At 41.2% G+C, this 12,127-nt stretch carries 13 protein-coding genes; 11 read left to right on the top strand and 2 right to left on the bottom strand.

The annotated features are described in order from the left end of the window. Window positions 1-35: 35 nt before the first annotated feature. The 3 genes from LD028_RS17405 to LD028_RS17395 all read left to right on the top strand — a co-directional run bounded on the left by LD028_RS17405 (window position 36) and on the right by LD028_RS17395 (window position 4,180). A complete protein-coding gene (locus LD028_RS17405; RefSeq protein WP_237812526.1) occupies window positions 36-992 on the top strand; it encodes an NERD domain-containing protein in 957 nt (318 codons plus the stop codon). Between the two features lie 209 nt (window positions 993-1,201). Next, complete coding sequence (pulA, locus tag LD028_RS17400; protein WP_237812525.1) at window positions 1,202-3,322, top strand: type I pullulanase; 2,121 nt, start codon at window positions 1,202-1,204, stop codon at window positions 3,320-3,322. Between the two features lie 81 nt (window positions 3,323-3,403). Beyond that, window positions 3,404-4,180 carry a phosphotransferase family protein gene (locus LD028_RS17395; protein ID WP_237812524.1) on the top strand — a complete coding sequence of 259 codons (777 nt, stop codon included), beginning with the start codon at window positions 3,404-3,406 and terminating at the stop codon, window positions 4,178-4,180. Here the strand turns inward: LD028_RS17395 and LD028_RS17390 are convergent. Then, window positions 4,172-4,441 (bottom strand): YtzH-like family protein, encoded by a 270-nt coding sequence (locus LD028_RS17390; protein ID WP_237812523.1) that lies wholly within the window; start codon window positions 4,439-4,441, stop codon window positions 4,172-4,174. The two genes, LD028_RS17395 and LD028_RS17390, sit on opposite strands and share 9 nt — an antisense overlap. 72 nt (window positions 4,442-4,513) lie before the next feature. Between LD028_RS17390 and trmB the strand changes: the two genes are divergently transcribed. Further along, window positions 4,514-5,164: a tRNA (guanosine(46)-N7)-methyltransferase TrmB gene (trmB, locus tag LD028_RS17385; RefSeq protein WP_237812522.1), complete on the top strand. Its 651-nt coding sequence runs from the start codon at window positions 4,514-4,516 to the stop codon at window positions 5,162-5,164. 80 nt (window positions 5,165-5,244) lie between these two features. Further along, a complete protein-coding gene (locus LD028_RS17380) occupies window positions 5,245-6,084 on the top strand; it encodes a YtnP family quorum-quenching lactonase (protein WP_077429256.1) in 840 nt (279 codons plus the stop codon). A 23-nt stretch (window positions 6,085-6,107) separates the two neighbouring features. Here the strand turns inward: LD028_RS17380 and LD028_RS17375 are convergent, their stop codons facing one another. Then, window positions 6,108-6,404 (bottom strand): PepSY domain-containing protein, encoded by a 297-nt coding sequence (locus LD028_RS17375; protein WP_226373799.1) that lies wholly within the window; start codon window positions 6,402-6,404, stop codon window positions 6,108-6,110. A gap of 106 nt (window positions 6,405-6,510) precedes the next feature. Here LD028_RS17375 and LD028_RS17370 point away from each other — a divergent pair, with 106 nt between their 5' ends. From LD028_RS17370 to LD028_RS17345, 6 genes are all read left to right on the top strand, one after another. Continuing rightward, entirely contained in the window at window positions 6,511-7,578 is a 1,068-nt protein-coding gene (locus tag LD028_RS17370) for a M42 family metallopeptidase (RefSeq protein WP_237812521.1), read from the top strand. A gap of 12 nt (window positions 7,579-7,590) precedes the next feature. Beyond that, window positions 7,591-8,118 (top strand): DUF84 family protein, encoded by a 528-nt coding sequence (locus LD028_RS17365; protein ID WP_237812520.1) that lies wholly within the window; start codon window positions 7,591-7,593, stop codon window positions 8,116-8,118. Further along, window positions 8,115-8,441: a thioredoxin family protein gene (locus LD028_RS17360; RefSeq protein ID WP_226373800.1), complete on the top strand. Its 327-nt coding sequence runs from the start codon at window positions 8,115-8,117 to the stop codon at window positions 8,439-8,441. The genes LD028_RS17365 and LD028_RS17360 overlap by 4 nt, the downstream gene beginning before the upstream one ends. Next, a complete protein-coding gene (locus tag LD028_RS17355) occupies window positions 8,434-9,237 on the top strand; it encodes a DUF1444 domain-containing protein (RefSeq protein WP_237812519.1) in 804 nt (267 codons plus the stop codon). The genes LD028_RS17360 and LD028_RS17355 overlap by 8 nt, the downstream gene beginning before the upstream one ends. Continuing rightward, on the top strand, window positions 9,237-9,842 hold the full coding sequence (ytpR, locus tag LD028_RS17350) for a YtpR family tRNA-binding protein (protein WP_237812518.1): 606 nt from the start codon (window positions 9,237-9,239) through the stop codon (window positions 9,840-9,842). The genes LD028_RS17355 and ytpR overlap by 1 nt, the downstream gene beginning before the upstream one ends. Before the next feature lie 72 nt (window positions 9,843-9,914). Beyond that, window positions 9,915-12,080, top strand: a complete 2,166-nt coding sequence (locus tag LD028_RS17345; RefSeq protein WP_077429262.1) for a DNA translocase FtsK — start codon at window positions 9,915-9,917, stop codon at window positions 12,078-12,080. Window positions 12,081-12,127 lie beyond the last annotated feature (47 nt).

The raw sequence follows: 12,127 nt of genomic DNA, 5'->3' as shown, positions 1-12,127 counted from the left end.
AATGAAAGTAACAATTGATTGCTGGAGGTTAAGGCGTGGGACAGCTCATTAAGCTTCAAGACTATATTTCGCGCTACGAGCTAGATATTTATCATTATCCGAGCGAGTTTATTCGTTTAAAAAAGAAGCAATGGGAACGAATGAAGCATGCATGGGAGACGGGTCAATTGGTGCCACAAGTGGAGTCGCATGTACATGAGTCATGGAAATGGCTTGAAGAGGAACCGTCACTTTTTGATAAGATTAAGCGAATATGGAAACGGAAAAAAGTAAAAGATGTGACGGATGAAAATGAACGGTCGCAAGAAGAGGAAGACTTTATGTTTTCTATTCCGTCCGAACCAAGAACGATTGAAGAATTGAAAATATTATTTTTAGAAAAGCTGTTTCAACTGCAAATTCGTTGGGCGAGCTCGACGTTAACGGAAGAATCCGTTATTGATCCGAAATATTATTATGACGTATATTTAAAATATTTTTTGCAACGTTTTCCAGATACATACTTATGTATGTACAAGCCTGTATTTTTATTAAAAAAAGCTCCTGTCGAGCTTAATACGATTTTGATTAGTCCAACAACGACGTGGTGCGTTGCGTTTACGGAAGAACGGAAAAATAACATTATTGTTGGCTCAGCTGAACGTTTTTGGACGGAGATTGTCGATGATGTGGAGAGAAAAATCGTCACTCCGATGATTTCGCTTCATCGAACGGAAAAAGTTGTTCAAACGATTTATAAGCAATTTTCCGTCGATATGCCGATCAAAAAAGTGTTGATTAATCGAGAAGGGTATATTGATTATCGCTACGCACCGAGCGATCTTGATATCGTCGATCGCCGTCATTATGAGACATGGTTTATGTCACTCAGACAGTTGACGATGCCATTGAAACATACGCAACTGAAGGCGGCGCAATCATTGCTCACATATTGTGATGCACGCTATTACGATCCGCTCGTTATTGAAGAAATAGAAGAGGCTGACGAATGAAGCGTAGCCTCTTTTTCGATTTTTTATAATTATGGTAAGGATAAATACTTTTTTTGTTCTTCTTGCATAATAAGTAAGTAACCAGATGGTAAAAGCGGAAATGGAACGCTACATGAAATACATGAATGCATGATTTTCCCCCTCTTTTTTATTGAGTTCATTTTACAACAAAAATAATTGACTTCAAAACTGGAAGTTGGTGACCGATAATGATGACAAAACAACACTCGTTTGAAGCCTATTTAGATGAGTTGACGTTAATTACTATTTTGGTACCGAACGATGTTGTTCACGAACGTGCACCAATATTTTTTTTATGCGATGAAGAACAAACAGCATACCGTTTAACAGTTCGTTCAAGTGAGAAACAACACTCATTTACAAAATATGAGTGTCTCGCCCCTTTTATCGTTCCGTTAGGGAAACGATATGTCGTTTATACCGAAGAAGGATGGCAAACACCTTTACTGGTAGGGGCGGTGATGCGAACAAAAGCGTTTGACGATTTATACGCATATGACGGAAATGATCTTGGTGCAACGTACAAACCAGAGAAAACGACGTTTAAAGTGTGGGCGCCGACGGCAACAAAGGTGTTATTAAAGCTTACTCATCCGAAGACGAAAGAAGAAACAACTTATGCCATGGTGCGCGAACAAAAAGGAGTATGGACTTATACGGTTTATGAAAACATGGAATATTTTTTGTATACGTATCAGACATATATCAATTTTGTTTGGCGAGAAGCAGTGGATCCTTATGCAAAAGCAGTTTCAGTTAACGGCACATACGGTGTTGTTGTTGACCTTTCGAAGACAAACATACAAAAACCAACGATGCCTCCGTTTATTTCTATGACGGATGCGATCATTTATGAAATGCATGTTCGTGATTTTACGATCCATCCTAAAAGTGGCGTGGAACATAAAGGGAAATATCTCGGTTTAACGGAGGAGGACACATTAGGACCAAACGGAACGGTGACGGGTCTTTCGTACGTAAAACAGCTCGGTGTGACACATGTTCAACTTATGCCTGTGCAAGATTTCGAAGGAGTGGATGAGCTCGAGCCATTTGAATACAACTGGGGATATAACACGGTTCATTACAACGCTCCAGAAGGAAGTTATGCGACGGATCCAACCGATCCATATGCACGTATCATCGAGTTAAAGCAGGCGATTCGTGCGTTTCAACAAGAAGGCATTCGCGTCATTTTAGACGTCGTCTATAATCACGTATATATTCGAGAAACATCATCGTTTGAACAGCTTGTACCGGGTTATTATTTCCGATACGAATCAAACGGTTATCCATCGAATGGAACAGGAGTTGGGAATGATTTAGCATCTGAGCGGAAAATGGTACGAAAATTTATCGTTGATTCGGTGACGTATTGGCTAAGTGAATATGGTGTCGATGGATTTCGTTTCGATTTAATGGGCATTTTAGATATCGACACAATGAATGACGTTCGCCGAGCTATCGATGCAATTGATCCGACTGTTCTTGTTCTTGGAGAGGGATGGGAGTTAGCTACTCCATTACCTCAAGAAAAAAAGACAACGATTGCAAACGCGAAACATACGCCTCGTATTGCTTATTTTAACGATCGATTTCGGGATTATGTAAAAGGAAGTACGTTTCAAGTCCACGATCAAGGATTTGCGTTAGGAGATTGCTCATATAAGGAAGCGGTAATGGAAGTTATTCGAGGAAGCATTCATCTATTTTTTTCGCCAAGGCAAAGTGTCAATTATGTCGAATGTCACGATAACCATACATTATGGGATAAAATGATGATTGCTAATGCGCATGAGAGCGAATATATTCGTCGGAAGCGCCAAAAGCTAGCGACCGCGATCGTTTTATTATCCCAAGGTATTCCATTTTTGCACAGCGGTCAAGAGTTTTATCGAACGAAACAAGGGATTGAAAACAGCTATAACGCTCCTGATGAAGTGAATCGAATCGATTGGGAGCGGAAAAGTGAATGGGAAGAAGATATTCGAGAGATAGCGGCTCTTATTGCGCTTCGTAAAAAACATGCTGCTTTTCGTTTTTTTACTGCCGATCAAGTTCGGCGTCATATCAAGTTTTACGATACCCATCCATCCGTGATCGCCTATCAGCTTGTCGATGTGGGTGTGTATGGTCCATGGGAACAAATTGTTGTCGTTCATCATAATGAGGAGAAAAAAACGACATTACCTCTTTCTAGAGGAAAATGGAAAGTCGTTTTCAGCTCAAATCGGGAAGAAGTAGAGAAAAAGTGCGAACGCTTTATTGAAATTAATGGAATTGGGACGTGGGTATTAATTGAATGTTGACGGGGAAACGATGGGAAAGATAAAATCTAGTAAGATGACAATTGCAATTTTTATTTTGACTAAGTCGAAAGGTGAGCTCACTTGGAACAGTTACTAGGTAAGGAGTGGGAAATTTCCCCGGCAGGTGGTGCGACAGGGGATGCATATATTGCGGAGTACGATGGGAAGAAGTTGTTTTTAAAGCGCAATTCTTCACCATTTTTAGCTGTTTTATCAGCGGAAGGAATCGTCCCAAAATTAGTATGGACGAAACGAATGGAAAATGGAGACGTAATTACCGCCCAACAATTTTTACAAGCGCGTGAATTAAAGCCGAGTGATATGACTAGCAAACAAGTTGCTCAATTGCTTCGGAAAATTCATCGCTCGAAAGAATTGTTGGGAATGATGGAGCGCCTTGGTAAAAAACCTTTAGTACCTCATCGTTTGCTAGAGGAAGTAAAGCAAAATGAATACGTTGAATTAAAGGCGCATCCGACCGTTCGGGACGCATTGGCATTTTTAGAGCGACACGTAGATGATGTGTATTGTATGGAATATGTCGTTTGTCATTGCGATATGAATCATAATAACTGGCTGTTAACAGAAGATGATCAATTGTATTTAATTGACTGGGATAGCGCAATGATTGCGGATCCGGCGATTGATATCGGAATGTTGTTATATGCTTACATTCCAAGAGAGCAGTGGGCGAGTTGGCTAGAAGAATACGGTATGGAGTTCGATGAACAATTACAGTTACGTATGAAATGGTATACGATTGTTCAAACGGTTACGTTGCTTGCATGGCATAAAGGACGGAATAATGAAAAGGAAATGCAACGACTGTTGCATTTCCTTGAACATGTGCTACGTTAATTGATCCATCCAATTCGCAAGTTGCTGTTCGTGTTGATCGATGTGTAAAGAAAGATCGGTTGCATTTTTGCCGTTTTGACTATACGTGTAAATATGGGACAATGTTTGTTTCAGTTCAGAATGGACAGCATCGTTCGTCATTAACGATTTGGCGAGCCGTTCAATTTGTTCACATTCTGAAACGGTTCCTGAACGATCAAGGTGATGTTCCGATAAAATATCTTTTAACACAGTTAATTGATGTTCATGATTAATGGCCATGTTCATCCCCCTATTCGCTTTATAATATGGCCATTTTTATCTTTTTATATACAGAGAAACGGAGGATGAGACGTGCGTTTACGAAATAAGCCTTGGGCGAAAGAAAAAATTGCATCATATCCGCAATACATTATTCCACAACCAGAGCAATATAAAGGACGTTGGCATGAATTGTTTTCAAACGATCGTCCGATTCATATTGAAATTGGGACAGGGAAAGGCCGTTTTATTACCGAAATGGCAAAAATGAATCCTCACATTAACTATATTGGAATTGAGTTATATGAGAGCGTCATTGTATGCGCCCTCGACAAATTGATCGAGAACGATTTGCCAAATTTGCGCTTATTAAATGTCAATGCAAAAGACTTAACGAATATTTTTGCTAAAGGAGAAGTAGAGCGTATTTATTTGAACTTCTCCGATCCGTGGCCGAAAAAGCGCCATGAAAAACGACGTCTAACGTATCGCTCGTTCTTGGAGTTATATGAAAATATTTTAATGGATGAGGGAGAAATTCATTTTAAAACGGATAACCGTGGGTTGTTTGAATATTCCCTTGTTAGTTTTTCACAATACGGTTTAGTTCTTCAATACGTCAGCCTTGATCTTCACCGAAGTGATTTTGAAGGAAATGTGATGACTGAATATGAACAAAAATTTTCAGAAAAAGGAAATCCGATTTACCGTTGTGAAGTGAAGTATCGAAAACCTATGTCATAATTGGGCATAGGTTTTTCTTCTTTTCTGAATATTTTCGTAATGTTAAAATGGATGATGAGAGAAGACAAGGGGGAGAAAAGATGGAGAAATTAACGATCGGTCGAATAACAATGACGTGGTTGAATGGGGGAATTACACATTTAGACGGGGGAGCGATGTTTGGTGTTGTACCAAAGCCCCTTTGGACGAAAAAATACCCATGCAACGAACAAAATCAAATTCCACTTCGTACGGATCCGATTTTATTGCAAGTGGATGGGAAAAACATACTTATTGAATCGGGTATTGGACGTGGAAAGCTGAATGAAAAACAAAAGCGGAACTTTGGGGTAACAGAAGAATCTTCTTTAATAGAGCAATTGGCGCTTCTTTCTTTAACACCTGAAGACATTGACGTTGTATTAATGACACATTTACATTTTGATCATGCGAGCGGTTTAACAACATGGGAAGGAGATACGCTCGTTCCAACGTTTCCACGTGCGCGCATTATTACGTCGGCGGTAGAGTGGGCGGAGATGAAAGAACCAAACATGCGCTCGCGCAACACGTATTGGAAAGAAAACTGGGAAGCCATTGTTGATCAAGTCGATACGTTTGCGGAACAGTTGGAAGTCGTTTCAGGGGTAACGATGATTCATACAGGCGGTCATAGTGACGGACATGCGATCATTATGATCACATCCGAAGGGGAAACAGCCATTCATCTCGGTGACTTAATGCCGACACACGCCCATCAAAATCCGCTTTGGGTTATGGCATACGATGATTACCCGATGACGTCTATTTTTGCTAAGCAAAAATGGCTCGCCTATGGAATGGAAAAAAACGCATGGTTTACATTTTATCACGATGCGTACTATCGGGCTGTTCGTTGGAATGATGAGTTTCAAATTGTTGAATCCGTTAAACGTCAATAAACCCAAGCGGCTTTGCTTGGGTTTTACAATTTTCGTGCTTCAATAATCGTCCCTGTTTTTGCATCAATGAGACATTCATATGCATCGGTTGGACGAGTGATTCCTCCTCGATAGACAGTATAGCGCAACCCGTTTTTTTCAATCATCTCAACGGTTGTTTGAATCCACGATCCTGTAATGTCACCCGTTTGTTGAAAAGCTTCTTTCGCTTTTTGAAGCGCTTGTTCAGATGAAATCAAACGTCTATGTTGCCATTGGTCAAATATGTATGCTGCTGTTGCACCGACAACGATACCGGTAAGAAATGTTTTCATGCGCATATGCATTCCTCCACTTTTTCTTTTAGTATACCGAATTGTTCGAGTGGAAACTACATGTAAAATTCGCTACAATGACAAATAGCGAGAAAAGAAAGGGGATACAGCGATGGATTTGCAGTTATTTCGAACGTTAACGGAATTGCCGGGAGCACCGGGAAATGAACATGCGGTGCGCGCCTTCATGCGTGAACAGTTACAAAAATATGCCGATGAAATTGTGCAAGATCGGCTTGGGAGCATTTTTGGAGTGAAGCGCGGAACGGAAGATGGTCCAGTTGTGATGGTTGCAGGGCATATGGATGAAGTGGGTTTTATGGTCACTGCCATTACAGAACAAGGAATGATTCGCTTTCAACCGCTTGGAGGTTGGTGGGGTCAAGTACTGCTCGCTCAACGTGTACAAATCATAACAGATCAAGGTCCGATTGTTGGAGTCATCGGCTCGATCCCGCCTCATCTGCTTGATGAAGAGCAACGAAAAAAGCCGATGGATATGAAAAATATGCTTATTGATGTTGGAGCAGATGACCGTACCGATGCAGAGCGCATGGGCATCCGTCCGGGGCAACAAATTGTACCGCTTTGTCCGTTTACACCGATGGCAAACGAGAAAAAAATTATGGCGAAAGCATGGGATAATCGTTACGGTTGTGGCTTGGCGATCGAGTTGTTAAAGGAATTAAAAGATGAAACGTTGCCGAACGTATTATATTCTGGAGCAACGGTTCAAGAAGAAGTCGGATTGCGCGGTGCACAAACGGCAGCAACGATGATTAAACCAGATATTTTCTTTGCGCTAGATGCAAGCCCAGCGAACGACATGACAGGAGACGAAAAAGAGTTCGGGCATCTTGGGAAAGGGGCGCTCGTGCGCATTTATGATCGTACAATGATTACTCACCGCGGCATGCGCGAATTTATTTTAGATACAGCGGAAACGAACAATATTCCATACCAATATTTTATTTCACCAGGTGGGGGAACAGATGCAGGCAGAGTACATGTCGCAAATAGTGGTGTTCCTTCGGCTGTCATTGGCATTTGTGCACGCTATATTCATACACATGCTTCTATCATTCATGTGGATGACTATGAAGCGGCAAAACAGTTATTAATTGCGCTTGTAAAACAATGTGACCGTGCGACAGTCGATGCGATTCGTCATAACGGTTAAGGTGATTAAGCGATGAAAATTGCAGTTGGAACAAAAAACAATACGAAAGTAAAAGCGGTAAAAGCTGTATTTCATGAGGCACATCATGCGATTATAGCGAGTGACGTGCAGCCGAGTGTGTCAAAACAACCGTTTTCCGATGAAGAAACGTTGCAAGGTGCGATTGAGCGTGCAACGTTAGCTGTTCATGAACAACAAGCACATATCGGAATAGGTTTAGAAGGAGGCGTATTTGTTGCACGTAATGGAACAGTCTGGCTATGTAATTGGGGTGCGCTTGTAGATCGGGACGGCGTTGTCGTTGTGGCAGGAGGGGCGCGCATTCCGCTTCCTGCCGAAATTAGTGAACAATTAAAAACTGGGAAAGAATTAGCTGAAGTGATAGACGAATACGCCGATCGTCGCGATGTTCGTTCAAATGAAGGAGCGATCGGCATTTTGACGAACGGAGCCATCGACCGAACAACGATGTATACACATATTGTTCATATGTTGAAAGGGCAATACGAACATCAAAAGAAAGGATGGAGAAATCAATGAAAACGATTGAACGGATCGAACAATATAACGAAGCGATTCAACATGGGAAAGTCATTATGATGTTTACAGCTGATTGGTGCCGGGATTGTCAATTCATCAAACCGGTTTTACCAGAAATTGAAGCACAATTTTCCGATTATACGTTTTATGCGGTCGATCGCGATCAATTGCTCGACTTGTTTGCGGAGCACAACGTTTTTGGTATTCCGAGTTTTATTGCATATGAAAATGGCCAAGAGAAAGGACGATTTGTCAGCAAAGATCGGAAAACGAAAGAAGAAATCGTCGCTTTTATTCAAAGCTTAGGTGAGCGTGATGAATAGTAAGCAAATAAGTGAGCATATTCAACAACGATTATCCCACTACCCATGGGAATTTCGATGGGATCGAAAAAAAGATACACTTCGCATTGAGCATCGTGACACGAAAAAAGGGGTGACGATTTCGTTACCCCCTATTATCGCAAAATGGGAGGTTGAGAAAGAGCGTGCCATTGACGAAATTGTTTATTATGTCGAACAAACGTTAACGGCGTTACATGATGATTCGCCGTTACATGGAAAAGAAAAACATATATATCCGGTTATTCGCTCTACCTCATTCCCGACAACGACGAACGAAGGCGCTGCGTTTATTTATGACGATCATACAGCAGAAACGCGCATTTATTATGCGCTCGATTTAGGAACAACGTATCGGCTCATTGATGAACGTTTAGTTGAATCCGAGCGTTGGAATGTGCAACAATTGAAAGAAATTGCCCGTTTTAACGTTCGTTCGTTGCCTACGACAGTAAAAGAAGATCGTGTCGGTGGCAATACGTTTTATTTTTTGAATACAAACGATGGATATGATGCAAGTCGCATATTGAATGATGCTTTTTTGAAAAGTTTTTCCGAAAAAATAAAAGGAACGATGTTGCTTTCGGTTCCTCATCAAGATGTGCTCATTATTGCTGACATTGAAAACGAAATCGGCTATGATGTACTTGCGCAGTTAACGATGAGTTTTTTTGCAAGTGGCAGAGTGCCGATTACTGCGCTTTCATTTTTATATGAAGGTGGGCAACTGCAACCGATTTTTATTCTTGGAAAAAATCGTCGAAAGGATGAGAAATGATGAACGTATTTTACAATCGAGAAGGCATTGGCGACACGTTACTCATTACTTTAAAAGTTGTTGATCCACAAGTGCGTGCTTTTGAGAAAAAAGGGGATGTTGTGCGCATTTATGATGAGCAAACAGGTGAAACAGTTGGTTACAATATTTTTCATGCGTCTACATATAGCACATTTGAAGGAAATGGAGTCGTTGAACTAAACGAACAAGTAATCGCTACGATTAACAACATATTGCAAAAAAATGGTGTAAATGAACAATTAAAGGCTGATTTTTCACCGAAATTTGTTGTCGGTTACGTGAAAGAAAAAGAGAAACATCCGAATGCTGATAAGTTAAGTGTTTGTCAAGTAGACGTTGGTACGGAAACATTGCAAATTGTATGCGGGGCTCCGAACGTAGAAGCGGGACAAAAAGTCGTTGTCGCAAAAGTCGGAGCGGTCATGCCAAGCGGTCTAGTCATTCAAGAAGCAGAGCTTCGTGGGGTGAAGTCTTACGGAATGATTTGTTCTGCCCGTGAACTCGATTTGCCAAACGCCCCACAAGAGAAAGGGATTCTCGTTTTAGATGATGAGTACGAAGTAGGTCAACCATTTTTCAGCTGACTTCCGTCACGGCAGTCAGCTTTTTTTGTGGTAAAATAAAACCGAATGTACAAAAGAAAGAGTGAGGATTAAATGGGTTGGTTTAAGGCATTACTTCGTTATTTATTTGGAGAAAATGATAAGGCAAAAGAAACGCGCAAACGCCCCCCTTCCGTACAAAAAAATGATCATAAACATGTAGAGGCAAAAGTTGTTTATGAATATCCGAAAGGGAAATTTCGCTTTCCATTAATTCCAGATGAACCAAAAGAAAGACAAAAAGAGCGAATATATGAACAAAAGCGCTCATCACCGCAAACCGTTTCCTCTGAGAAAAAAATAACACGCATAGAGCGCACAGTAAACGAATCACGCACGTTTCGTCCGACAGATGTGCCATCGCCTATATTTGGTTATAAGCGAATGGAGCGTGTTGAGCGAAAAAAAGAACATGATGCGGTTGTTGAATTTGAACTTCCGATCGTTGAAGAAGCTGAAACAAACGAATATGCGCATACACAAAGAGATGAATCTGTAGGAAAGCAGCTTGTTGATGAAACAAACGAACATGTGCATATGCCAGCAAGTGAGCCAATTCATCATGAAGAGAAAGATGTTGTTCATGAAAAAGAAGAAATGCAACAAGAAGAAGTGCAGAGGGAAGCTGGTGAAGAACAAGTTACGCAAACACAAGTAGGAGAAAGTAAAGAGCAGGAGTGTAGAGAAGAAAAAATTGAACAGGCGAATGAGGGACGAGAGAGAAAGAGAAGCGGTGTGCCATATAACGTGATAATGTTAAAACAAGATCGAGAAAAATGGAAAGAGCGACAGCAACAGGGATCTTATACGTTTCCGCCGTTATCGCTATTGCATGCTCCAGCGATTCAGCATGAGGGCGATGAAACGTGGCTAAAAGAGCAAACAGAGCGGTTAAATGAGACGTTTAAAAATTTCAATGTTGGAGCAACAGTCGTTCACGTGACCCAAGGTCCGACGGTGACTCGTTTTGAAGTGCAACCAGAACTTGGAGTAAAAGTGAATAAAATTACGAATTTAGCGGATGATATTAAATTAAATTTAGCGGCTGTAGATATTCGTATCGAAGCGCCTATTCCTGGGAAAAACACGATCGGAATCGAAGTGCCTAATCGCTCAAGCCGCCCTGTTTTCATTCGTGAAGTATTACAAAGCGAGGTGTTCCAACAATCACAATCCCCGTTAGCTGTTGCCTTAGGATTAGATATTTCAGGGAGACCAGTTGTTACTGATTTAAAAAAGATGCCGCACGGATTGATTGCGGGAGCAACTGGATCAGGGAAAAGCGTCTGCATGAATGCGATGTTAGTAAGTTTGTTATATAAAGCAACACCGCACGAAGTGAAGTTATTATTGATCGATCCGAAAATGGTCGAACTTGCACCGTACAATCATATTCCACATTTAGTTAGCCCAGTTATTACAGATGCAAAAGCAGCAACAGCAGCATTAAAATGGGCCGTATCTGAAATGGAGCGGCGATATGAGTTGTTTGCACATACAGGGGTGCGCGATATTGTTCGTTATAATGAGTTAATACGAAAAGCACAAAAACCGGAACAACACTTACCGTATATCGTTATTGTCATTGATGAACTTGCGGATTTAATGATGGTTGCTCCAGCCGATGTAGAGGAAGCCATTTGCCGTATTGCCCAAAAAGCGCGGGCGTGTGGGATGCACTTACTTGTTGCTACACAACGACCGTCTGTTGATGTCATTACCGGCTTAATTAAGGCAAATATCCCAACGCGCATTGCCTTTTCTGTATCGTCACAAATTGATTCACGTACAATTATTGATATAAACGGTGCTGAAAAATTACTTGGGCGAGGCGATATGTTATTTTTAGAAAACGGAACAGCAAAACCAATTCGCTTACAAGGCAATTTTGTATCGGATGAAGAAATTGAGCGCGTCGTTGCCCATGTGCGTCAACAAATGGAACCGTCTTATTTATTTCAACACGATGAGTTGTTGCAACAACATGTACAAGCTGAGGAAGATGATGAGCTCTTTTATGAAGCATGTGAGTTTGTTGTTCAACAAGGTGGTGCTTCGACGTCGAGTTTGCAACGTCGTTTTCGTATCGGCTATAATCGGGCAGCGCGCTTAATTGAAATGATGGAGCAGCGTGGGATTGTATCGGCACCAAAAGGAAGCAAGCCACGCGATGTGCTAATTGACGAGCAAGATCTTGAGCAACTACAAGATACAATTTAGACGGAGTAGTCGTGAAATAGAAAACGTGCTATGCTAAAGACGTGAAA

This window comes from Anoxybacillus sp. LAT27 (assembly GCF_022030075.1).
GTDB classification, from domain to species: domain Bacteria; phylum Bacillota; class Bacilli; order Bacillales; family Anoxybacillaceae; genus Anoxybacillus; species Anoxybacillus kestanbolensis.
This window is presented reverse-complemented; position numbering and strand designations above follow the sequence as displayed.

Excerpts from the sequence above, each read along its gene's own strand:
- pulA (WP_237812525.1), top strand. The coding sequence starts at position 1,202 with ATGATGACAAAACAACACTCGTTTGAAGCCTATTTAGATGAGTTGACG.
- LD028_RS17390 (WP_237812523.1), bottom strand. The coding sequence starts at position 4,441 with ATGGCCATTAATCATGAACATCAATTAACTGTGTTAAAAGATATTTTA.
- LD028_RS17380 (WP_077429256.1), top strand. The coding sequence starts at position 5,245 with ATGGAGAAATTAACGATCGGTCGAATAACAATGACGTGGTTGAATGGG.
- LD028_RS17375 (WP_226373799.1), bottom strand. The coding sequence starts at position 6,404 with ATGCGCATGAAAACATTTCTTACCGGTATCGTTGTCGGTGCAACAGCA.
- LD028_RS17370 (WP_237812521.1), top strand. The coding sequence starts at position 6,511 with ATGGATTTGCAGTTATTTCGAACGTTAACGGAATTGCCGGGAGCACCG.
- LD028_RS17365 (WP_237812520.1), top strand. The coding sequence starts at position 7,591 with ATGAAAATTGCAGTTGGAACAAAAAACAATACGAAAGTAAAAGCGGTA.
- LD028_RS17360 (WP_226373800.1), top strand. The coding sequence starts at position 8,115 with ATGAAAACGATTGAACGGATCGAACAATATAACGAAGCGATTCAACAT.
- LD028_RS17355 (WP_237812519.1), top strand. The coding sequence starts at position 8,434 with ATGAATAGTAAGCAAATAAGTGAGCATATTCAACAACGATTATCCCAC.
- ytpR (WP_237812518.1), top strand. The coding sequence starts at position 9,237 with ATGAACGTATTTTACAATCGAGAAGGCATTGGCGACACGTTACTCATT.
- LD028_RS17345 (WP_077429262.1), top strand. The coding sequence starts at position 9,915 with ATGGGTTGGTTTAAGGCATTACTTCGTTATTTATTTGGAGAAAATGAT.